This is a genomic window from Corynebacterium sp. HMSC072A02 (assembly GCF_001810085.1).
GTDB classification, from domain to species: domain Bacteria; phylum Actinomycetota; class Actinomycetes; order Mycobacteriales; family Mycobacteriaceae; genus Corynebacterium; species Corynebacterium hesseae.
Window position 1 is genome coordinate 240,491 of the sequence record NZ_KV799847.1, and the last position, 20,891, is coordinate 261,381.

A 20,891-nucleotide genomic window follows, 5' to 3' on the forward strand; every position below is an offset into this window, starting at 1 on the left:
AGGGTCGCGAGTTCGAGTCTCGTCATCCGCTCCAGCACATGTAGTGTGTGAGGCGGTATCGCCACGGTGGAATGGCCGAGTGGTGAGGCAACGGTCTGCAAAACCGTGCACACGGGTTCGATTCCCGTTTCCACCTCAAAAGCTGGCGCCCAACTTCGGGTGCTGTGAGCGCGTTTAGCTCAGCGGGAGAGCGCTTCCCTGACACGGAAGAGGTCACTGGTTCAATCCCAGTATCGCGCACAAGGACTTAGTCCTAGAAACCGGGCCTGGTTTCGAATGCGGATGTAGCGCAGTTGGTAGCGCATCACCTTGCCAAGGTGAGGGTCGCGAGTTCGAGTCTCGTCATCCGCTCCAAGGCTTTCTTGATGCTAGAGGGAATCTTGAGCAAGTAAATAGCCTTGATAAATGGATAAGCGCGATTAGCTCAGTGGGAGAGCGCTTCCCTGACACGGAAGAGGTCACTGGTTCAATCCCAGTATCGCGCACAGGGTTTCCATTTTGGAGCCCGCGACGAGCGAGAGCTCGTCACGCGGATGTAGCGCAGTTGGTAGCGCATCACCTTGCCAAGGTGAGGGTCGCGAGTTCGAGTCTCGTCATCCGCTCCACATCGAGTGTCCCTCCACTATGGAGGGGCACTTTTGTTTTCACAATTCACTGCGCTGGAGGGGGATCTTCCCCGTTGGCGGGAGAACTATTTGCCAGCCGTTTATGATGTTTCTCACAGTCTTGTCGTCTCAAGAAAGCAGACATCATGAAAGTCTTGTCTCCACCAACGTTTTTCCAGTATGGACCGTTGCGCAGAGCTTTTGCTCTTCTTTTTGCCCTAATAATCGGGTTTCTCACCGTCGTGGCGGTACCAGCGTCTGCACAGAATCCCACTGGAGTGACGCCCAGCGCAGCTCCGAGCTCCGAAGCCGCTTCCGCGAATAACCCGGAGTCCGGCTCTGGTGGGGAGGCCGCAGATCCTGAGAGTGGTGCGACGATGCTTGTTCTCGACTCTTCTGGTTCGATGAATGTGCAAGATGCTGGCGCGCAGACCCGGCTCGACGCCGCGAAGGATGCAACGAAGAAGTTCGTCTCTGAGCTAGGTGGGACCATCCCGCTCGGACTTGTTACTTACGGCGGCACGGTCGATGAATCACCCGAGAATCAGGAAGCAGGGTGCCAAGACATCCACGTGGTCAGCGGTCCTAAGGAGGACGTCGGGGATTCTTTCACCGGTCCGATTGATGCTCTCCAGGCTAAGGGATATACCCCGATTGGTGATTCACTGAAGAAGGCCGCCGAAGAATTGGGTGGCCAGCACGGCACCATTGTGCTTGTCTCTGATGGAATCGACACGTGCGCGCCGCCGCCAGTATGTGAGGTGGCAAAGGAGCTTCACGATCAGGGCGTTGACCTGGTTATCAACACCATTGGCTTTAACGTCGATGAGGAGGCCCGCAAGGAGCTCTCCTGTATTGCAGATGCCGCAGGTGGCGAGTATCTCGACGCCGATGATGCAGACTCACTGGCAGCGATGATCAAGAAGGCAGCAGGGCGCGCCGCGGACATCTACCAATCCGATGTCGAACAGATTGAAGGTAGCGAAGATATCAGTCAACCAACGCAGCTTCCTCGCTGGGAGTCTGGTGAGGACTTCATCTTCCGTGCGCAACTGGAGCCGCCGACTAACGGCGGAGAGGACACTCACAAGGATTTTCACGCTGAGTCATGGTCTATCCCCGTCAAGCCGGGTGAGCGCTATGTAGCGTCGATATACAAGACTCTGGACGGCGCGGTGGTTAAGCCGCGAAGCCTTGATTTGTCAGTGTTCTTTGGTGACGGTTCCGAGCCACCGACCGGTAATCATGGCGGTGAACAAGGCTCCATTGAGTGCACTGTTGATCAGGACGAGTTCCATACCTCCATTCGCACAGACGCTTTGCCCAGCGCAAGCGCTTTTACGCGAGAAATGGGCTCCGAAAAGTGTCCAAGTGACGAACTTGTCTTGACCGCGAAGCGAGCTATGAACTACAAAGCTGAGGAACCCCTCGATGTGGAAATCCTCCTCCACCGCATTGACCCTGTGTCCAATATGGATGAGCTGGTGAGTGGGCTGGACAGCGAGGTCGAGGGCGAACTTCATGCCAATTTTGAAGGCGCTGAAAAGATTCGCGCGGCTAGCTGGTTTGGTGATGCCATTGAGCTGGAAAGCGGAGACACCATCGAGACCGACATTGTGCGGGGCGAGGCGCAAGTCTTCAAGGTTCCCATGAAGGAAGGACAGCAGCTTGCCGCTGCCTTGAAAGTAGGCGAGATGTCTGATGAGAATGCCTTGAAGTACTCGTCCCTGAATTTGGAGATTCTCAACCCCGCGCGCGAGCGAGCTGGTGACAACGATTATATGTCGGCCTTGAACGAGGGCCAAGAAGTTGCAGCACACTCGGTTATACCGACGGCTTTCGCCAATCGTTTCGGTCAAAGTCAGGCAAACGGGCAAGGAGCCCAAGCTAACTGGTTGGAGGGTGACTATTACATCTTGGTCACCCTAGATGCGGGTACGGGGTCCGAAAAGGAGGATGAGGTATTCGATGGCAAGCGAGACACGGTGAAATACGCTCTCACAACAAAGGTGCTGGGAGAACCAATCCAAGGCCCAATCTATGAACCCGTCAAGGACCAGACTGAGGATCCGAAGAGCGACGGCGATAAAGAGATGAAGGATAAGACGGACCAAGCAGCAAGCGCGGACGAAGACAAAGGCTTTGGCCTCGGCATTCTTGGCTATCTCTTAGCTGCTGCGCTGGGCATCATTGCACTTGCCGTCGTCATCTTGGTACTTATCCTTCTGCGCGGGCGTAGCAATTAGTAAGCCCAGGAATATGACTTAGCTGCTGTTGGAGCTGCAGCAGGGAACTTTTCCACTGCATGCAACGACTACTTGGTAACCTCGCATATTCCGTGCGGGGTGAAGGATTGGCTCGAGGATCCCTCCCGGCGATAGGATGAGGGAACCTTCAACCAAAAGTTTCATCAGACCATCAAGGAGTTGTTCTGGACATGCAGCTGCGTCAGGTCACCACAGGGATTGCTGCCGGGGCAGCCTGCCTCGCGGTCGGGCTGTCCGCGCCACTAGCGGCGGCACATGACTCAGTCATAGGCGGCAACGTTGTGAGTGATACGCCGCTGGAGGAATTCCCTCGCGAAATCACGCTGGAATTCTCTGGCATCCCAAAGGACAACTTCAACACCTTCGCCGTGAGTGATAAGACAAGCGGCGACGTGCTCTTTGACGCAACCCCGACCATTGACGGCCGAAACCTCACCGTCGAAGTCCCCCAGGACGTCGAGCCCGGTGATGGTGACTACCAAGTAGGTTTCCGCATTACGTCCTCCGATGGGCACTCCACACTCGGTTCCGTGCCATTTAGCGTGGCCTCCGGGGCTGGGGGAGATAAGACTGCAGATGCTTCTGCCGATGGTGCCAAGGAAAGCGACGATGCAGAAGAGTCTCAGGATCCCCTGAGTTCTTTGCCTACCGCGGCCAAATGGATCATTGGTGTAGGAGCAGTTCTCGTCGTCGGCGCAGCCCTTTTCGCCTTCGGAGCAAAGACCCGCCGTTCTGGCGGAGAAGACCCAGAAGGCTAAGCACCACACGGTTCTGATGATGCGAGAGTCAAACCGCATTTTATTTCACTACTGTTACTGCAGAAAGGCATGTCACATGCTGAATTCCCGTATTTTCCTCCGTGCTTCCGTGGTTGCCGTTGCGGCTGCCGGCCTTACACTGGCAAGCTGCTCGACGAGCGAGGAAGATTCCACCGCAGCCCCATCGAGCGCAGCAGCCAGCGCTGAGAAGGACAAGGAAGCAGCGACCAGTGGTTCGGCTTCTTCCTCCGCTGAGTCCGGTGTGACCTTCGAGGATGCTGTCGTGCGTGCCATGGAGAAGGACTCGGATATGACCGCGATCTTCGGCACACTCCACAACCACACGGACAAGGACATCAACGTGGTTGGCTTTACCTCTTCGGTGAAGGCGGAGCACTACGAGATCCATGAGGTCGTCGATGGCGTCATGCAGGAAAAAGAAGGTGGATTTGATCTGCCCGCTGGCGAATCCGTTGAGCTCGCACCGGGTAGCTTCCACTTCATGCTGATGGGAGTTACAGAGCCCGTTATGGCTGGCGAGACCGCCACACTGACGCTGGAGCTTAGCGACGGCTCAACGGTCGACCTGGGCGACATCCCCGTGCGTTCCATCGGCGCAGGCGACGAGAACTATGGCGATATGGGCGGCATGGATCACGGCGACGATATGGACCATGGCGACATGAAGCATGGTGATCACATGGACCACTCAGAGTCCGCAGACATGTCGGGCATGAAGACGGAAGAGCACGCTCACTAGAAAAGCGTTCTCTGGGCCAAGGTAGGCAAGTTATCGGTTCTCACGAGATAGGGAGACATCAACGATGAGCGGGTTCGAGGAACCTGTCAGCCGGCGTGGATTGCTCGCCGGAAGTGCTGTGGCTGCAAGCGCGGTAGCGCTCGCCGGTTGCGCGAAGGGGGAGGAGTCAGGGCAGTCTTCGGCGGAGTCTGCAGACGCTTCCCAAGCAGCGCAGGCCGGTGATGCCGGAAGCACCGGGCCGGAGCGCCGCGAGGAAACCATGGGTGGCGATATCGTCGCTTTCGATGGCAAGCATCAAGCAGGCATCCAAACCCCGGTCCAGGCGCACGTGGAATTGGTCGGTTTCAACCTGAAGAAGGAGACCACCGCACGCGGCGCGGCCGCACTCATGCGTCTGTGGACGGAGGACGCTCGCCGCCTGTGCACCGGCGAGAACCCGCTGGGTAGCCTCGAGCCTGAATTGTCTACCACCCCGGCAAACCTCACCGTCACGTGCGGTTGGGGAGAAGGATTCTTTGACACGGTGGGCGTCGCCAAGCCCAGCTGGCTGCGAGATATCCAGGACTTTGAACACGATGATTTGCGCCCTGAATGGGGACAGACCGATATCGTCCTACAGATCTGCAGTGATGATGCCTTCACCGCGGCCTATGTACTGCGGCATATGACTCGTGCCGGTAAAGACTACGCCGACGTCGCGTGGATTCAACAGGGGTTTAGCCACGCTTATGGTTCCGCACCGAAGGGAACAACCGCGCGCAACCTTTTTGGGCAAAAAGACGGCACGGTCAACCCGCGAAGCGATGAAGATTTCAATGAGCAAGTGTGGATCGAGGACGGCCCCTTTGCCGGCGGCAGCGCCATGGTGGTTCGCCGCATCCACATGAACCTCGATACGTGGGAGCAACTTGATCGTGCTGCACGTGAAAACGCTACAGGTCGAGCGCTCGATACCGGCGCACCTCTAGGTGGCAAGGACGAGTTCGACGAGGTTGACCTGGACGCGCGAAACGAGTTTGGCCTCAAGGCTATTGATGAAAACTCGCATGTCGCCCGGGCACATCCTCCGGTCGACTCACCTCATCAGAAGCTGCTGCGCCGTCCGTATAACTACAACCTTCCGCCTTCCCCGGAGACCACCAAGCGCGGTGAACTCAGCAACGCTGGATTGATCTTCATTTGCTACCAGAAGGATCCTACGGCCCAGTTCGAGCCCATCCAGGCGCGCCTCGACAAAGCGGATCGCCTCAACGAGTGGATTACCCACATCGGCTCGGCCGTGTACTACATGCCTGCCGGAACTGAGGGCGAAACCTTTTGGGGCGAATCGCTCATCCGCAGTTAAGAGGGGTAGACTAAGCCGCTGTAACTTTCTCGTTGAGCGCTGCTCGGCCAGGTATGTCGAGCGGCGCGTGAGCGCAAAGGAGCGCAACAAGTCATGGCGGAAATGATTCCAGCAGTCCCGGTGAACTACGAGCCGATCACGGTCCCGGCCGGTACTGCCGTGGGAGCAGCGATGCGCGAGCATGAGCTGCCCAACAAGGGCCCCGAAGCAGTAGTCGTCGTCCGCGGCGCCGACGGTACTCTCTACGACCTTTCCCACACGCCGGACACTGACGCCGAGTTCACTCCGGTTGCTGCCTGCGAGGAAGACGGCCGCGCCGTTATTCGCCACTCCTGTGGGCACGTCATGGCCCAGGCCGTGCAGGCGGAGTTCCCCGGCACCAAGCTGGGCATTGGCCCGGCCATCGAGAACGGCTTCTACTTCGACTTCCAGACCGCAGAGCCCTTCACTCCGGAGGACCTCAAGGCCATTGAGAAGCGCATGAAGAAGATCATCAAGGGTGGCCAGCGCTTCGAGCGCCACGTCTACTCCTCCCCGGAGGAAGCGGAGCAGGCGCTTGCTGCCGAGCCGTTTAAGCTCGAGCTGGTCCAGGACAAGGGCAACGTGGACCCTGATTCCGATGAGGCTGCCGAGGTTGGTGCCGGCGATCTGACCCACTATGACAACGTCAACCCGCGCACCGGCGAGGTGGAGTGGTTTGATCTGTGCCGTGGCCCGCACGTTCCGACCACCAAGTACATCCCGGCATTCACTCTGACGCGTTCCTCTGCTGCCTACTGGCGCGGTGACCAGTCCAAGGCTGGCCTGCAGCGCATTTATGGCACTGCTTTCGAATCCAAGGAAGCTCTTGAGTCCTACAAGACCATGGTGGAAGAGGCAGAAAAGCGTGACCACCGCCGCTTGGGTGCCGAGCTGGACCTGTTCTCCTTCCCGGATGAGATCGGTTCCGGTTTCCCGGTATTCCACCCCAATGGCGCTACCGTGCGCATGGAGATGGAAGAGCACTCCCGCCGCCGCCACATCGCTGATGGCTACTCTTTCGTGTCCACCCCGCACCTGACCAAGGGAGACCTCTTCAAGAAATCCGGCCACCTGGACTTCTACGCGGATGGCATGTTCCCGCCGATGCAGCTCGATGGCGAGTGGGATGAGGACGGTAATTGCACCAAGCAGCCGCAGGACTACTACGCCAAGCCGATGAACTGCCCGATGCACAACCTCATCTTCGCTTCTCGTGGCCGCTCGTACCGCGAGCTGCCGCTGCGCCTCTTCGAGTTCGGTACGGTGTACCGCTACGAAAAGTCCGGCGTTGTTCATGGTCTGACTCGCGCCCGTGGCTTCACCCAGGATGACTCCCACATCTACTGCACCCCTGAGCAGCTCGAAGATGAACTGACCAAGGTTCTGGAGTTCATCATTTCTCTGCTCAAGGACTACGGCTTGGACGACTTCTACCTGGAGCTGTCCACCAAGGATCCGAATAAGTACGTCGGCTCTGATGAGATCTGGGAGCGCTCGACGGCTATTCTGCAGTCCGTGGCGGAGAAGTCCGGTCTTGAGCTGGTTCCGGACCCAGCGGGCGCGGCCTTCTATGGCCCGAAGATCTCTGTCCAGGCTCGCGATGCCATCGGCCGTACCTGGCAGATGTCCACCGTGCAGCTGGACTTCAACCTGCCGGAGCGCTTCGAGCTGGAGTACACGGCGTCGGATGGCAGCAAGCAACGCCCGATCATGATTCACCGCGCGCTCTTCGGTTCCATTGAGCGCTTCTTCGGCGTGCTGCTGGAGCACTACGCCGGCGCCTTCCCGGCATGGCTGGCCCCGCACCAGGTGGTGGGCATCCCGGTGGCGGATACCTTCGCCCCGCACCTCGAGAAGGTATGCGCCGAGCTGCGCTCCCGCGGCCTGCGCGCTGACGTCGATACTTCCGACGACCGCATGCAGAAGAAGATCCGCAATCACACCACTGGCAAGGTCCCGTTCATGTTGCTGGCGGGCGAGCGCGACGTTGAGGCAGACGCCGTGTCCTTCCGCTTCCTTGACGGCACGCAAGTTAACGGCGTGCCCGTGGAAGCTGCAGTCAACGTCATCGAGGCTTGGGTGCGTGAGCGCAACAACGATCAACCAACCAAGGAAACCATCGCCGAGCGTGTCTAGGTGCAGATGCATCTAGACAGAGCTGAGAAAGGGAGCACACACAGAGTGGGAGAGTACGTCGATACCGGCCTGGGAACCCCCGACCGCTTAGAGCGCCTGTGGGCGCCGTACCGTATGAGCTACATCAAGCGTGAGGGCGGCGCCGGCGACGTGCCAAAGGAAGCCCGTAACCCGTTCGTGGAGATCCCACAGATGTCCGACGAGGACGGGCTCATCGTTGCCCGCGGTGAGCTTGTCTATTGCGTGCTCAACCTTTATCCCTATAACGCCGGCCACATGATGGTCATCCCGTACCGCCAGGAATCTGAGCTGGAAAACCTCACCGAGGAGGAGTCCCGCGAGCTCTTCCAGTTTGCCCAGGCCGCCATCCGGGTCCTGAAGAAGGTGTCCGGCCCCGATGCCGTCAACGCCGGTTTTAACCTGGGGCGGGCCTCGGGCGGATCGGTGGGGCAGCACCTGCACATGCACATCGTTCCGCGGTGGAGCGGAGATTCAAACTTCATGACTATTGTGGATGGCGTTAAAGTGCTGCCGCAGCTCCTCAAAGACACCCGTTCCCTTCTTGCTCAGGGATGGGCGGAGCTCGCCGCCGAAGGAATCATCTCAGGAGAAGCGCATGCTTAGTGTTCACGGGCGCAAACCCGCCGCCGTGGTTGTGGTCCCGGTGGCCAAGCTCTTCCTCAAGATGGGCCTGACCCCGAATATCGTCACCATTGTGGGAACGATCGTCACCATTGCCATATCGGTCATCCTCATCCCACTTGATCACCTCTTTGCCGCCGCGCTGTTGTCGGGTCTCTTCGCGGCCTTCGACATGCTCGACGGCACGATGGCGCGCCTGACCACAGGTGGATCAAACTTCGGCGCGACTCTCGACGCCTCCTGCGACCGCATTACCGACGGTGCCTTGTTCGCGGCGATCGCTTACTGGATGGTGTACGTCGACAACGCTCACCCCATCAACTTCGCCGCCTGCATGGTGGTGCTGGTTAGTTCCCAGGTCATCTCTTATGTCAAGGCGCGCGGCGAGGCCTCCGGTTTCAAGATGATTGGCGGCCTCGTCGAGCGCCCAGAGCGCCTCATCCTAGGACTCGGCGGCGTGGGGTTGGAAGGCCTGGGCGTGCCTTATGCGCTGGAAGTCGCCCTGTGGCTGCTGGCTGTGGGGTCTATCTTCACCATTTACCAGCGCATGCGCCAAGCGGCGCGTCAGGACACCAAGGCGCGTTTTAAGAAGGAACTGAAGCACCTATAGCTCAATCCCCGCTCCCACCGGAAGGTACCGTGCCCCCGGCCCGCACAGAAAGGCTCCTGAACCGTGGCTCTACTGGATCGTGACCGGCTGACCGCCGCCGCGTACATCGCGTGCTGGAAGGTCGTGCGCTTCCTCCCGCAGCCTCTCGCTGCCTGGCTTTTCGAGCGGGGCGCGGACTGGGCTAGCGACAACGGCAAGGGCATGGAGCAGCTGCGCCAGAACTTGAGCCGGGTTGTGGGGCCCGAAAACGTCACGCAGGAGCTGGTGCGGAACTCGATGCGCTCCTACATGCGCTACTGGTTCGAGGCCTTCCGCTTGCCGGCCATCCACTCGGACCCTGATCTGCAGAAGCGGTTGTTGGCTGGCCTGCGCGGCAAGGAGTACTCGGATGCGTCGGTGGCATCCGGGCGCGGCGTGATTTTTGCGCTGCCGCACTCAGGAAACTGGGACATGGCGGGCGTCTTCTGCGTGGGCCACTATGGCGGCTTTACTACGGTGGCTGAGCGCTTGAAGCCGGAGGCGCTTTTCGACGCCTTCGTGGACTACCGCGAAAGTCTCGGATTCACTGTTCTGCCGCTGACCGGAGGTAGTTCGTCACCATTCCCGCGCCTCAAGGATGCCTTGGAACGAGGCGGGGTGGTGTGTTTGCTGTCCGAGCGTGATCTCACGCGCACCGGCGTGCCCGTAGACTTCATGGGCGAAGAAGCCAACGTTGCCGCCGGCCCCGCCCAACTCGCCATAGAAACAGGGGCGGCTCTCCACGTGGTGCACTCGTGGTTCGACCGCAAGGGCTGGGGGCTGTCCGTCGGCCCCGAGGTTGAGGTCACGACTCTTCAGGAGACGTGCCAGCGCCTCGCGGACGGCTTCGCAGAAAACATCCGGGCGCACCCCGAAGATTGGCACATGTTGCAACCGCACTGGAATGCGGACGTCGAGCGCCGGCGCGCTGCTCGCCACAAGAAGTAGAAAGGCAGAACACACTCCATGCGCATAGGTATTATCTGCCCCTATTCCTTCGACGAACCCGGCGGGGTTCAGGCCCACATCCTTGACCTAGCCACTGTCTTCATTGAGCAGGGGCACCACGTGGAGGTGCTGGGGCCGGCGTCGACAAGCACGCAGGTGCCCAGCTTTGTGCGCAAGGGTGGCTGGGCCGTGCCAATTACCTATAACGGCTCGGTGGCTCGCTTGTCTATCGGACCGCACGTGCGCCGAAACATCAAGCGCTTCATTCGCGAGGGAAACTTCGACATCCTACACATCCACGAGCCGAATTCCCCGAGCTATTCCATGGCTGCGCTGGCAGCGGCACGTGGCCCTATTGTGGCGACGTACCATGCTTCGGCATCAAGCTCCGTGGCGCTGACCCTGGCCAAACCTTTCCTGCGCCCGTACCTGGAAAAGATCCGGGGAGGCATTGCGGTCTCAGAGATGGCTCGCCGCTGGCAGGTAGAGCAGTTGGGTGGTGACCCCGTGCTCATTCCCAATGGGGTAGATACCTCTGTATATGCGCGCGAGCGTGCTTGTGCCGAGCATAAAGAGAATGATTCAGAGATTGAGATCGTGTTCTTGGGGCGTCTCGATGAGCCGCGAAAGGGCCTGGACATTCTTCTTGAGGCCCTCACCCTGCTCCCAGAGAAGGTGCGCGTGACAGTCATGGGCGGCGGTCATCCGCGGAGCGTTCCGGGAGTCGACTTTGTGGGGCGCGTCAGCGATGCCGAGAAAGCGGCCATCTTAGGGCGCGCCGATATCTACGTGGCTCCCAACACCGGCGGCGAGAGCTTCGGCATCGTTCTGGTTGAGGCAATGGCAGCTGGCTGTGCAGTGGTGGCTTCGGATTTAGAGGCCTTCGCTGCAGTGTGCAATGCCGACTCGGAAGAACCTGCTGGTGCCTTGTTCAGAACCGGCGACGCCACGGACTTGGCGCGCGTGCTGCAGGATGTAGTGAACGATACGGACAAGCGACAGGCCTTGATCAAGGCAGGGGTGGAGCGCGCCCGCGACTACGATTGGGATCATGTGGCCGCTGCCGTCATGCGCGTGTACGAGACGGTGGCGGATGGCACGAAAGTGCGGGTGTCTTAAATGCCCATTGAAGTTGTCATTGCTCTTGCCGTCCTCCTCATCCTGGGGATGTGGGCGCTCTATACGGCGCAGCGGCTGAACTCCCTCCATATCCGCACAGACGCGGCCCTGGCTCAGCTTGAGGCCACGCTGGATCGCCGCGCGGCGGTGGTTAGCGCGCTAGCTCCCGAGCTTGAGGGCATTGCGGCGCGCGCAGAGGCGACGGAGCTTGCGCAGGGGAGTTTCGATGAACGGGCCACCCGGGAGCGTGAGCTGTCGGCGGCCATCGCACAGCGCTTTGAAGCGCGTCCGGCCGTGCTTGCCGACGTCGAAGGGCGCATCCACTTAGCTCACCGCTTCTACAACGAGGCGGTCAGCGATACCCGCGCGCTGCGCCTGCGCCCGGCCGTAAAGCTGCTGCGCTTGGGAGGCACGGCGAAGCTGCCGGAGTATTTCGAGCTGAGTCAAATTGAGGTGTGATCCACCTGGGACTGTTGAGCCCGCGCCACGCGGGACTCGAGGGAGTACCAGTACAGAGCAAAAGCGGTCATCGCCAGGATGAGGAGGTTGCGCAACACGAGTGCGTACACCGGGTTGAGGTTTTCGCCCACAAAGAACCAGATGTAGTCATAGCCATAGGGGTAGATGACGGTTCCCAGGGCTGCTGTTCCCACGGCGAGTACTGCCATGATGGCGCGCACCCCAGCGATACTAGCGGCCTTGTTTCGGTAGGAAGCAGACTCCACGGGGACGGGGGAGCGGAGCGCCACTGCCAGAATCGGCCCAAGCCACACGATATATTGCGGAGAAAAGACCTTATTCGTTGCCATGAGCAGCAGGATTGCCGCGATGAAGAAGACAAGTGTGGAGCGTGAGCTCCAGCCGCCGCGCAGAAAGTGAACGAGCGCTACTGCAATGATCCAGAGGAGTGCGGCGCCCATCGCGATGGTGCTCACAGTAATCGCCGTATCGACACCAGGCCCGGAGATCTCAAAGCTTTTCGACGCCGCGTATTCCATCGTCCACACCCCAGGCTGGTGATGGGCTTGGTAGACGAACCAGGTGGCGGCCAGAGATTCAATCTGGAGGCCGCGCTGACCTTGATACGTCAGAGGAGAGAGCAACCTATCCACACCGGCTATCGCAGCTACGCCGAGGCAGAGTGCGGCGAGGCTTCCGAAAAAAGCGGCCAGCCGCTGCCAAGTATCACGAGACGTTACGCGTCCGACGAGCCCGGCAGCGAGGACTCCGGGCCACAGCTTGGCTGCGGTGGCCCAGGCCAACAAAGCCGAGGCAAGACGCGGGCGGGTGGCCAGAAGTGCGCCCGCACCGGCGACGAGCAAGGCGGGATAGAGGTCTAGCCGCCACGTGAAAACGTGGCCTGCCGCGGTGCCGAAAAACACCCAAAACCATCCGGCGCTATACGCTGCGGGGTTGTCGCGGTGATGGCGCAGGAGGAGGGCGAGGAAGGTGGCGTCGGCAAGCAACACCATGGCTGTAAAGCCGATAGCATAGCGTTCAAAGTCGTAGCCAGTAAGCCACGCGAGCAGGACGCTGGGCCAGGTTCCGACCTGCGGATACTCCGTCATGTCTTGAGGATTATCGCCAAAGACGCCCTCGAGATAATACCGAACGTCTCCGAGCGGGTCCGTGTCGTTGACGAGCATGTAAACGAGGAGAAGGCGCGCCAGGACCCAGCCTGCCCAAATGCTTGGAGTTTTAGCGATTATTTTCAATGGCGGACTCTACGTCAACGGGTGGTCCCAACATGAGCAGGATGCTAAACACAACGGCGACGACGAGTAGCGCGATGAGCGCGCTGCGCACCGGGTGGCGGATGACCTGTGCCAAAACCGAATCGAAGAAGCCGTGTGGCTGTGCGTCGTCGGCAAAGCGCCACGGCCCATCAACGAGTCCGCGCCGAGATACCCAGACCGCATAGGGTAGCGCCGCGAAGGGGATGACGGTCACTACCAGGCCCAGGATTCCAACCCCCACCGGCCAGCGGTTGTTGATCCACACCAGGGCCGTCATGAGCAGGAAGCAGAGGAAGCCGAAGCCGTGGATGCCACCTGCAATCGGTGTGAGCGCCTCGGTGGTGCCGGAGTATTTGAGGATCATGGAGAGGATCAGCAGACCCCACGTGATCATTTCTAGGTAGGCGGCCACGCGGTGCACGCTGTGCGGGGTGGTTGAAGTCATGCGGAACATAGTACGCAACTCCCAGGAGCAGATCAGCTCGTGAGTAGGATGGTCGGAGTGAGTGTGGCGGGCGCCATAACGGCGATGGAATTGGAGTAAAGATGGCATCGGTGGCTCAGGCAGTCGATATCGAGAGGATAGGCGAGGACGAATTTCGCGCACCCGCGGTTCCCTCGCTCATCGCTCGCACCTTTGGGGGACAAACCATGGCGCAAGCGCTTCGGGCGGCGCAGCTCACCGTCGACGATAAGTTGGCGCATTCTATGCATTGCTACTTCGTGGGGCCTGGTGACTCCAGTGTGCCCACAACCATCCGCGTGGAGCGGATACGGGATGGCCGCTCTTTTGCGCATCGCCACGTGCGCGTCTACCAAAAGGACCGCATGATTTTCATGCTCAGCGCTGGTTTCCACGCGTCAGGCGATGTTGGCCCGGAGCATCAGGCAGACATGCCGCAGGTGCCGCCGCCGGAGAGCATTACAGAATCCCCGTACTCCACCCGGATCATCTTGAAGGAGTGGGAAGACTGGGACGTGAGGCTGGTCCCCGACGCATCCCGCGATGCCGTCGCCGCGGAAACCACGGGCGCTGGGTTTCGAAATATCTGGTTCCGTAATACGGGTGCCCTGCTTGCCGACGCCCCCGATCCGTCCCTCCATCAAGCGGCGCTGCTCTACATGTCCGACATGACGTTGATTCGCTCAGCGCTGCTCCCGCACCAAGGGGAGAGGATCCAACTAGCCAGCTTGGATCATTCATTGTGGTTCTTGCGTCCGGCCCGGGTCGATGAATGGATGTTGTACTCGCAGTCGAGTCCCTCAGCGCAGACCGGGACTGGTCTTGCACAGGGCAAGATCTTCAACCAACGCGGGGAGCTACTCGCGGTGGCCATGCAGGAGGGGCTGACACGGACCATGCATCCTGAAAGTGAAGGCACCAGCGCCAACGGCAATTGGCAAAATGTGTGATGCTACAGCGAACCGACAGTTAGGAATGAGGCTTCCACGCGTACCCCTGTGCGGAGGTACGTGGCGTGAGGCCGTATAATTGCACCAGTTTCTAGCAATTTATTGCACAGCCATATCGAAAGGGATGACATGTCAGGCCACTCCAAATGGGCAACGACTAAGCACAAGAAGGCTGCCAACGATGCCAAGCGCGGCAAGGAATTTGCCAAGCTGATTAAGAATATCGAGGTAGCGGCCCGCACCGGCGGCGGCGACCCGGCGGCGAATCCCACCCTCGATGACATGATTAAGAAGGCCAAGAAGGCCTCCGTTCCGAACGACAACATTGAGCGTGCCCGCAAGCGCGGCTCCGGCGAAGAGGCCGGCGGCGCAGATTGGGAGACCATCATGTACGAGGGCTACGGCCCCAACGGCGTGGCCATGCTCATCGAGTGCCTGACGGATAACCGCAACCGCGCAGCCACCGACGTTCGTACTGCGATGTCCAAGAACGGCGGCAACCTCGGCGAGTCCGGTTCCGTTGCGTACATGTTCTCCCGCACCGGCTTGGTCATGGTGGAGAAGGGTGAGCTTAGCGAAGATGACATCCTGCTCGCTGTGCTGGAAGCTGGTGCCGAGGAAGTCAACGACAACGGCGAGAAGTTTGAGATCACCTGTGCACCGGGTGATGTTCCGGCCGTGCGCGAGGCCCTTGTTGCTGCTGACATCGAAGTTGATGACACCGACACCGATTTCCGCGCGTCCGTTGAGGTTCCGCTGCAGGCAAATGATGCCCGCAAGATCTTCCGCCTCATCGATGCGCTTGAGGATTCGGACGATGTCCAGAACGTCTACACCAACATGGACCTCAGCGATGAGGTCCTCGCTGAGCTCGACGAGGACTAAAGGCTTCTAGCTGAGCTTAAGGCCTTCCAGGCCATGTACCGTCACCGTCTCTGATAACGGCGCGCGCCCAGGGGCAGTCTTGAACACAGGGCTGGATTCATCGGCCACGCCGAAGGTGAGGGCGGTGACGAGCTTGTACTCCTCGTCCACCCCGAGGAATTCACGGACCGTGGGCGCGAGGAGTGAAATCATGCCCTGTGGAACACCGTGGTAGCCGTGTGCCTGCAGCGAGAGCAAAAAGTTCTCAGCATAGGTGCCTTGATCGAAGGCAGCGCGAATGCGATCACCCAGCGGTGGAATGAAAAGCTGCGCCGCGTGCGGGGCGCCGAAGAAGCGAAGGTTTTCGCGGATAAACTCCGTGCGCGCCTCTTTATCCTCGCGCGCAATGCCGAGCAGCCCGTACATCTTGGCGGCGAGCTGCTGCGAGCGCTGCGGGTGGACTCCCTGACCATAGTCAATAGTGAAGTCTGGATTAATTCCGTTCCTATCGAACTCCGCGATCAGCGCGGCGCTTAATTCTTTCAAAGCAGCGCCGCCCACGAGGTGTACGTTCCACGGTTGAGTGTTGGAATTGGAAGGTGCGGATTGGGCGTCGATAAGCACCTGCTTGATGACCTCAGTGGGGATGGGATCCGGCAGGAACGCCCGCGGGGAATGACGGGATCGGATAAAGCCTGAATAGTCATTTGGTTGTTGAGACATGCGCGCCACTCTACCCGCGGTGATGAAGAGGAAGCAGATGGGATGGGCCTGACTGATTTGGCAGGCATCGTTCGCAGGGCGCTGATTGCGCTAGAACACATGTGTGTACACTATGCCCCAGGCAAGTGAGTTCATCAGTAGGGCGAGGAGGCGGCCGTGAATTTGGAAGGGCTGCGCGTCATGGGGATTGATCCTGGATTGACGCGCTGCGGCCTGTCCGTTGTCCAAGCAGGACGTGGGCGCGCGGTTATTCCCATCGCAGTAGGTGTCGTGCGCACCCCCAGTGACAAAGAGTTGGGGGAACGCCTGAAGCGGCTATCTGTGGCGGTGAGGGAATGGATGGATGACTACCAGCCGCATGTCGTGGCGCTCGAGCGCGTATTCGAACGCGGCCAAGTGTCAACCGTCATGCAGACCGCTCATGCCGTCGGAGTCTTGGTGCTCGCGGCAGCAGAGCGCGATATTCCTGTGCACATGTACACGCCCTCCGAGGTGAAGAAGGCGATTTCAGGAAATGGGCGCGCTGACAAGAAACAGATGACGGCCATGATTACCCGTATCTTGGGGCTGAGTGAGGCCCCCAAGCCGGCTGATGCGGCGGATGCTTTGGCCCTTGCGGTCTGTCACTGCTGGCGTGCTCCAGCGCTGGCATGGATGAGTGGCGGTGACACGAGCGCCGGCATAGGGGCGGGCGCACGAACAAGCGGGGTACGGGGTTCTTCACCGCGTACCGCGTCTGTCTCTCGCGCGGCAAAGTCAACCTCTTAAGCTAACTGGCATAACCCTTCGAACCAAGGAATTTTTATTTAATGATTGCATCTCTGCGCGGAACAGTCCTCGACATCCAGCTTGATCACGCCGTGCTCGAATGTGCCGGCGTGGGCTATAAGGTCCTTGCCACCCCGGCCACGTTGGGGACGCTCCAGCGCGGTGAAGAGGCCAGGGTTATGACTACGCTCGTGGTGAAGGAAGACTCGATGACGCTGTATGGCTTCACGAGCCACGATGACCGCGACATGTTCCACGTGCTCCAGACGGTCTCTGGGTTGGGGCCAAAACTGGCCTTGGCCGCCCTGTCGGTGATGAGCGCCGGCGATTTAGCTCAGGCGATTGCGGGGGAGGAGACAGCACGCCTGCAAAAGATTCCGGGTGTGGGCAAACGAGTTGCACAACGATTGATTCTTGAGCTCAAGGACAAGGTTCAAGCTTTTGCTTCTGTGGATGGCGGAGATTCTTCGGTTGCTGCGCAGACCGCGTCCGGACCGGTTGTTGAGGATGTTGTTGAGGCGCTCGTCGGGTTGGGCTTTACGGACAAAATGGCCCGCCCCGTGGTGGAATCAGTTGTGGCTGAAAAACCTGAGGCGGCGACACCAGTGGTGCTGCGCGCAGCACTCAGCAAGCTGGGGTCCAAGAAATAGGGGAGAGTGGGTGACATGTCAGACGTAGAACGCACAGAATTCTCACTGCCGGACGGGGTGGAGCTTAACTCTCCACTCCAGCGCAACCAGGATATGGATGCCACCGAGCAACAGGGCGAGCACGATATTGAGCGCTCGTTGCGTCCGAAGTCGCTCGGCGAGTTCATTGGCCAGCCTAAGGTGCGCGAGCAGCTATCCCTTGTGCTTAATGGAGCGAAAAATCGCGGCGTAACGCCAGATCACGTGTTGCTATCCGGCCCTCCCGGACTGGGCAAGACGACGATGGCGATGATCATCGCCCAAGAGCTGGGAAGCTCGCTTCGTATGACCTCGGGGCCTGCTCTGGAGCGAGCAGGTGACCTGGCAGCGATGTTGTCGAATTTGATGGAGGGCGATGTGCTCTTCATCGACGAGATTCACCGCATCGCCCGCCCGGCTGAAGAAATGCTCTACATGGCGATGGAGGATTTCCGTATTGACGTCATCGTGGGCAAGGGCCCAGGGGCTACCTCTATCCCGTTGGAAATTCCGCCTTTTACCCTGGTGGGGGCGACTACTCGCGCCGGAATGCTGACCGGGCCGTTGCGTGATCGCTTCGGCTTCACCGCGCAAATGGAGTACTACGATACCGAGGACCTCACCCAGGTCATCACCCGCGCAGCGCGAATCTTGGAGGTTGACATTGACCAAGATGCTGCGGTGGAGATTGGATCTCGGTCGCGCGGAACTCCGCGTATTGCCAACCGCCTCCTGCGCCGCGTCCGTGACTACGCCGAGGTCAATGGGGATGGTCACATCAATGTTGGCGCAGCACAAGCAGCGCTGCGGGTTTTTGATGTGGACGAACGTGGGCTGGACCGCCTTGACCGTGCGGTACTCGAGGCTCTCATTAAAGGGCACGGTGGTGGCCCCGTGGGAGTCAATACTCTGGCCATCGCGGTGGGCGAGGAGCCGTCGACAGTGGAGGAGGTGTGCGAGCCGTACCTCGTGCGCGCGGGGATGATCTCGCGAACGGGCAGAGGCCGTGTCGCGACTGCGGCGGCATGGCACCACCTAGGCCTTGAGGCGCCCGAGGGAACGGTGGGCGGGACCCTCTTCTAATTGGCCCAGAGACGGGGAGGTCTGGCACACTGACCACTTATGAACGGAACCCAGATTCTTCTACTCCTCGTACTCGCAATTCTCGTTATTTTGCCGAGCTTTATGTCAATGCGCGCGCAGCGCAAGCGCCAGGCACAGATGCAGGAATTGCAATCCTCCTTGAAGCCTGGCCAAGAGGTGATTACCGCCGGCGGCCTGCACGGCACCGTGGTAGAAGCCGGTAAGCAGCAGGTTGATTTGCGCGTTAAGGACGGCACCGTGATTACCTTCGACACGATGGCTATCGTGCGAACTGCTGAGCAGGCTGGCACGGTCAACGATGCGCCGGCTGAGGCGGAGGGCGACAACGACGAACGCTTCCCGAAGCTCTAATTCGAGTTGCGCTCGTCACACTGCGGGCGCCTCACCTTAAGCCTGTTAAGGAAAACCGCGGTCCATGACGTACGATGGTGGACTGTGCTCTAGTCATGGTGGCATCATGGCGCTCAATCGCGTCGTGGAGATGGCTACCATGACCTATGATTTTTAGCCCTGTTCCACACAACACAGGAGAACTTTGTGTCCGCTTCGAAACGTGGTGGCGTTAGCAGCCGTCAACGGCAATGGCCTAAGCGCGCGATAGCGCTGTTTGCGCTCATTGTCATCGTGATTTACGCACTGATATTTCTGACCGGTGATAAGTCGCCTACCCCAAAGCTCGGCATTGATCTACAGGGTGGTACTCGCGTAACCCTGGTTCCGCAGGGTGAGGACCCAACCCAGGAGCAGCTGCAGCAGGCGCGCACCATCCTCGAGCAGCGTGTGAACGGCATGGGTGTTTCCGGCTCTGAGGTCGTCATCAGCGGCTTTAGCTTGGTGATTACTGTTCCGGGCGAAGATGCTTCCCAGGCGCAGGCAGTGGGCCAAACTTCTCAGCTGCTGTTCCGCCCGGTGGGCGAGCAGCCCATGCCGGATATGGACAAGCTTGAGAAGTCCATGACTGATACGGCTAACCGCTGGGTCAAGTACGGAGTCGTGACGCCAGAGCAGGCCAATAAGGCGCTGGCCTCCATCCACGATGCGCTCAACCAGAACGCAGATGCAGCCGCCCAAGGCGGGGAGAAGAAGGACGATAAGAAGTCTCCGGCTCCTACTGTGAGCGAGAAGCCGCTTCCGGCCCCGGCGAACTCTCTTGAGGAATCTGAGCGCCGCGATAAGGTTACTGAGGTTCTGCTTAAGGACCGCCAGTCTGAGGATCCCACCCAACAAACGGCAGCACTGGGCTTGATGACGTGTGACGCGGAATCCGACCCATTGGCCGGAACCGATGACCCGGCAAAGCCGTTGGTGGCTTGCGACTACTCTAATAAGCAGCCCTACCTGCTCAAGCCAGCTCCGCTTCTGGACGGTATTGAGGATCCGAACGGAACCCGTCTGACTGGTAACGAGATTGATAGCAACTCTCCGATTCAGGGCGGCCTGAATTCCCAGACCGGCCAGATGGAGATCAGCTTCGCCTTCAAGACCGGCGATGGCCCCAATGGCTCGCAGACGTGGTCCACCTTGACCCAGGAGTACCTGCAAAAGCAGGTGGCCATCACCCTCGACTCCGGCGTGATTTCTGCTCCGGTAATCCAGGGCGCGACCCCGGTTGGTGCCGCTACCTCCATCACTGGTGATTTCTCTCAGGAGGAAGCACAGAACCTGGCAAATAACCTGCGTTATGGTGCACTGCCGCTGTCCTTTACCGGCTCCAATGGCGAGCCGGGCGGAACGGTGGAGACCGTGCCGCCGTCACTGGGCAAGGCCGCCCTTGAGGCAGCACTCATCGCCGGCATCGTCGGCCTGATTCTGGTTTCGCTGTACTCCATCTACTATTTCCGCGCTCTGTCTTCGGTGGCGCTGCTGGTGCTCGTCACCACCTGCGTCATGCTGTACGGTGCCCTGGTCCTGCTGGGTCGGTGGATCGGCTACTCGCTTGATCTTTCTGGCATGGCGGGCTTGATCATTGGTATTGGTGCCACGGCCGACTCCTTCGTTGTCTACTACGAACGCATGAAGGATGAGATCCTGGGCGGGCGCACATTCCGGTCTGCCACCCGCACGGGTTGGGAGCGCTCGCGGGCAACGATTGTCACGGGTAAGGCCGTGACGCTTATCGGCTCCGTCGTGGTGTACTTCCTCTCTATTGGCGCCGTCAAGGGCTTTGCCTTCACCATGGGCTTGACCACCATCTTCGACCTCATCGTTTCCTTCCTGATCATGGCGCCGCTGATGCAGCTCCTTGGCAGCCGCCCAGCTTTTGCCAAACCGTCGATGAACGGCCTCGGCGGCATCTACAACCTCGTGGAGGAGCGCCGCGAACGCGGCTTTTATGCCAAACCGGCCAAGAAACCCGTCGCTACTGCTACGGATGAGGAGAAGTAAT

At 59.7% G+C, this 20,891-nt stretch carries 20 protein-coding genes and 5 tRNA genes; 22 read left to right on the forward strand and 3 right to left on the reverse strand.

Going from position 1 to position 20,891, the window contains the following annotated elements; genetic code table 11:
* Positions 1–65: 65 nt before the first annotated feature.
* The 15 genes from HMPREF2698_RS06350 (at position 66) to HMPREF2698_RS06420 (ending at position 11,688) form a co-directional block, all read left to right on the forward strand.
* Positions 66–136, forward strand: a tRNA-Cys gene (locus tag HMPREF2698_RS06350).
* Between the two features lie 32 nt (positions 137–168).
* Positions 169–240 (forward strand) — tRNA-Val (locus tag HMPREF2698_RS06355).
* A 38-nt stretch (positions 241–278) separates the two neighbouring features.
* Positions 279–354 (forward strand) — tRNA-Gly (locus tag HMPREF2698_RS06360).
* Between the two features lie 59 nt (positions 355–413).
* A tRNA-Val gene (locus tag HMPREF2698_RS06365) sits at positions 414–485 on the forward strand.
* A gap of 44 nt (positions 486–529) precedes the next feature.
* Positions 530–605 (forward strand) — tRNA-Gly (locus HMPREF2698_RS06370).
* Positions 606–883: 278 nt separating this feature from the next.
* Positions 884–2,851 carry a vWA domain-containing protein gene (locus HMPREF2698_RS06375; RefSeq protein WP_246819442.1) on the forward strand — a complete coding sequence of 656 codons (1,968 nt, stop codon included), beginning with the start codon at positions 884–886 and terminating at the stop codon, positions 2,849–2,851.
* A 191-nt stretch (positions 2,852–3,042) separates the two neighbouring features.
* Entirely contained in the window at positions 3,043–3,630 is a 588-nt protein-coding gene (locus HMPREF2698_RS06380; RefSeq protein WP_070562965.1) for a copper resistance CopC family protein, read from the forward strand.
* 76 nt (positions 3,631–3,706) lie between these two features.
* A complete protein-coding gene (locus HMPREF2698_RS06385) occupies positions 3,707–4,390 on the forward strand; it encodes a copper chaperone PCu(A)C (protein ID WP_070562967.1) in 684 nt (227 codons plus the stop codon).
* A 64-nt stretch (positions 4,391–4,454) separates the two neighbouring features.
* A complete protein-coding gene (locus HMPREF2698_RS06390) occupies positions 4,455–5,735 on the forward strand; it encodes a Dyp-type peroxidase (RefSeq protein ID WP_070529961.1) in 1,281 nt (426 codons plus the stop codon).
* 93 nt (positions 5,736–5,828) lie between these two features.
* On the forward strand, positions 5,829–7,892 hold the full coding sequence (gene thrS, locus HMPREF2698_RS06395) for a threonine--tRNA ligase (RefSeq protein ID WP_070562970.1): 2,064 nt from the start codon (positions 5,829–5,831) through the stop codon (positions 7,890–7,892).
* Positions 7,893–7,898: 6 nt separating this feature from the next.
* Entirely contained in the window at positions 7,899–8,516 is a 618-nt protein-coding gene (locus tag HMPREF2698_RS06400) for an ATP adenylyltransferase (RefSeq protein WP_070522237.1), read from the forward strand.
* Positions 8,509–9,144 (forward strand): phosphatidylinositol phosphate synthase, encoded by a 636-nt coding sequence (gene pgsA, locus HMPREF2698_RS06405; RefSeq protein WP_070562973.1) that lies wholly within the window; start codon positions 8,509–8,511, stop codon positions 9,142–9,144. Before HMPREF2698_RS06400 ends, pgsA begins: the two co-directional genes overlap by 8 nt.
* 63 nt (positions 9,145–9,207) lie before the next feature.
* Positions 9,208–10,110 carry a phosphatidylinositol mannoside acyltransferase gene (locus HMPREF2698_RS06410; RefSeq protein WP_070522086.1) on the forward strand — a complete coding sequence of 301 codons (903 nt, stop codon included), beginning with the start codon at positions 9,208–9,210 and terminating at the stop codon, positions 10,108–10,110.
* An 18-nt stretch (positions 10,111–10,128) separates the two neighbouring features.
* Positions 10,129–11,229, forward strand: coding sequence for a glycosyltransferase family 4 protein (locus HMPREF2698_RS06415; RefSeq protein ID WP_070562976.1), 1,101 nt, complete (start codon positions 10,129–10,131; stop codon positions 11,227–11,229).
* Complete coding sequence (locus HMPREF2698_RS06420) at positions 11,230–11,688, forward strand: LemA family protein (RefSeq protein ID WP_070562979.1); 459 nt, start codon at positions 11,230–11,232, stop codon at positions 11,686–11,688.
* Here HMPREF2698_RS06420 and HMPREF2698_RS06425 read toward each other — a convergent pair.
* Positions 11,673–12,875 (reverse strand): DUF2029 domain-containing protein, encoded by a 1,203-nt coding sequence (locus tag HMPREF2698_RS06425; RefSeq protein ID WP_083303805.1) that lies wholly within the window; start codon positions 12,873–12,875, stop codon positions 11,673–11,675. The genes HMPREF2698_RS06420 and HMPREF2698_RS06425 overlap by 16 nt on opposite strands.
* Before the next feature lie 52 nt (positions 12,876–12,927).
* A complete protein-coding gene (locus HMPREF2698_RS06430) occupies positions 12,928–13,410 on the reverse strand; it encodes a DUF3817 domain-containing protein (protein ID WP_070563170.1) in 483 nt (160 codons plus the stop codon).
* A gap of 101 nt (positions 13,411–13,511) precedes the next feature.
* Between HMPREF2698_RS06430 and HMPREF2698_RS06435 the strand changes: the two genes are divergently transcribed.
* Together HMPREF2698_RS06435 and HMPREF2698_RS06440 are read left to right on the forward strand one after the other, a co-directional pair.
* On the forward strand, positions 13,512–14,378 hold the full coding sequence (locus HMPREF2698_RS06435; protein ID WP_070562984.1) for an acyl-CoA thioesterase: 867 nt from the start codon (positions 13,512–13,514) through the stop codon (positions 14,376–14,378).
* Between the two features lie 129 nt (positions 14,379–14,507).
* Complete coding sequence (locus HMPREF2698_RS06440; protein WP_070529978.1) at positions 14,508–15,263, forward strand: YebC/PmpR family DNA-binding transcriptional regulator; 756 nt, start codon at positions 14,508–14,510, stop codon at positions 15,261–15,263.
* A gap of 6 nt (positions 15,264–15,269) precedes the next feature.
* Here HMPREF2698_RS06440 and HMPREF2698_RS06445 read toward each other — a convergent pair whose 3' ends face one another.
* Complete coding sequence (locus tag HMPREF2698_RS06445) at positions 15,270–15,965, reverse strand: nitroreductase (protein WP_083303806.1); 696 nt, start codon at positions 15,963–15,965, stop codon at positions 15,270–15,272.
* A 156-nt stretch (positions 15,966–16,121) separates the two neighbouring features.
* On the opposite strand from HMPREF2698_RS06445, the gene ruvC reads away from it, so the two are divergent.
* The 5 genes from ruvC to secD all read left to right on the forward strand — a co-directional run bounded on the left by ruvC (position 16,122) and on the right by secD (position 20,890).
* Complete coding sequence (gene ruvC, locus HMPREF2698_RS06450) at positions 16,122–16,733, forward strand: crossover junction endodeoxyribonuclease RuvC (protein ID WP_070562988.1); 612 nt, start codon at positions 16,122–16,124, stop codon at positions 16,731–16,733.
* 41 nt (positions 16,734–16,774) lie between these two features.
* Positions 16,775–17,383: a Holliday junction branch migration protein RuvA gene (ruvA, locus tag HMPREF2698_RS06455; RefSeq protein WP_070562990.1), complete on the forward strand. Its 609-nt coding sequence runs from the start codon at positions 16,775–16,777 to the stop codon at positions 17,381–17,383.
* A gap of 15 nt (positions 17,384–17,398) precedes the next feature.
* The gene (gene ruvB, locus HMPREF2698_RS06460) at positions 17,399–18,484 is read left to right on the forward strand and encodes a Holliday junction branch migration DNA helicase RuvB (protein ID WP_070522109.1); all 1,086 of its coding nucleotides are present in this window, start codon (positions 17,399–17,401) and stop codon (positions 18,482–18,484) included.
* A 39-nt stretch (positions 18,485–18,523) separates the two neighbouring features.
* Positions 18,524–18,856, forward strand: coding sequence for a preprotein translocase subunit YajC (gene yajC / locus HMPREF2698_RS06465; RefSeq protein ID WP_070562995.1), 333 nt, complete (start codon positions 18,524–18,526; stop codon positions 18,854–18,856).
* Positions 18,857–19,042: 186 nt separating this feature from the next.
* Positions 19,043–20,890: a protein translocase subunit SecD gene (gene secD, locus HMPREF2698_RS06470; RefSeq protein ID WP_070562997.1), complete on the forward strand. Its 1,848-nt coding sequence runs from the start codon at positions 19,043–19,045 to the stop codon at positions 20,888–20,890.
* Position 20,891: the final 1 nt, after the last annotated feature.

What these genes read in the sequence shown, in the direction of transcription:
- HMPREF2698_RS06435 (WP_070562984.1), top strand. Translation starts at nt 13,512, where the DNA reads ATGGCATCGGTGGCTCAGGCAGTCGATATCGAGAGGATAGGCGAGGAC.
- HMPREF2698_RS06380 (WP_070562965.1), top strand. Translation starts at nt 3,043, where the DNA reads ATGCAGCTGCGTCAGGTCACCACAGGGATTGCTGCCGGGGCAGCCTGC.
- HMPREF2698_RS06430 (WP_070563170.1), bottom strand. Translation starts at nt 13,410, where the DNA reads ATGACTTCAACCACCCCGCACAGCGTGCACCGCGTGGCCGCCTACCTA.
- pgsA (WP_070562973.1), top strand. Translation starts at nt 8,509, where the DNA reads ATGCTTAGTGTTCACGGGCGCAAACCCGCCGCCGTGGTTGTGGTCCCG.
- HMPREF2698_RS06400 (WP_070522237.1), top strand. Translation starts at nt 7,899, where the DNA reads ATGCATCTAGACAGAGCTGAGAAAGGGAGCACACACAGAGTGGGAGAG.
- HMPREF2698_RS06420 (WP_070562979.1), top strand. Translation starts at nt 11,230, where the DNA reads ATGCCCATTGAAGTTGTCATTGCTCTTGCCGTCCTCCTCATCCTGGGG.
- ruvB (WP_070522109.1), top strand. Translation starts at nt 17,399, where the DNA reads ATGTCAGACGTAGAACGCACAGAATTCTCACTGCCGGACGGGGTGGAG.
- HMPREF2698_RS06385 (WP_070562967.1), top strand. Translation starts at nt 3,707, where the DNA reads ATGCTGAATTCCCGTATTTTCCTCCGTGCTTCCGTGGTTGCCGTTGCG.
- HMPREF2698_RS06415 (WP_070562976.1), top strand. Translation starts at nt 10,129, where the DNA reads ATGCGCATAGGTATTATCTGCCCCTATTCCTTCGACGAACCCGGCGGG.
- HMPREF2698_RS06425 (WP_083303805.1), bottom strand. Translation starts at nt 12,875, where the DNA reads ATGCTCGTCAACGACACGGACCCGCTCGGAGACGTTCGGTATTATCTC.
- ruvA (WP_070562990.1), top strand. Translation starts at nt 16,775, where the DNA reads ATGATTGCATCTCTGCGCGGAACAGTCCTCGACATCCAGCTTGATCAC.
- HMPREF2698_RS06440 (WP_070529978.1), top strand. Translation starts at nt 14,508, where the DNA reads ATGTCAGGCCACTCCAAATGGGCAACGACTAAGCACAAGAAGGCTGCC.
- HMPREF2698_RS06390 (WP_070529961.1), top strand. Translation starts at nt 4,455, where the DNA reads ATGAGCGGGTTCGAGGAACCTGTCAGCCGGCGTGGATTGCTCGCCGGA.
- HMPREF2698_RS06445 (WP_083303806.1), bottom strand. Translation starts at nt 15,965, where the DNA reads ATGTCTCAACAACCAAATGACTATTCAGGCTTTATCCGATCCCGTCAT.
- thrS (WP_070562970.1), top strand. Translation starts at nt 5,829, where the DNA reads ATGGCGGAAATGATTCCAGCAGTCCCGGTGAACTACGAGCCGATCACG.
- yajC (WP_070562995.1), top strand. Translation starts at nt 18,524, where the DNA reads ATGAACGGAACCCAGATTCTTCTACTCCTCGTACTCGCAATTCTCGTT.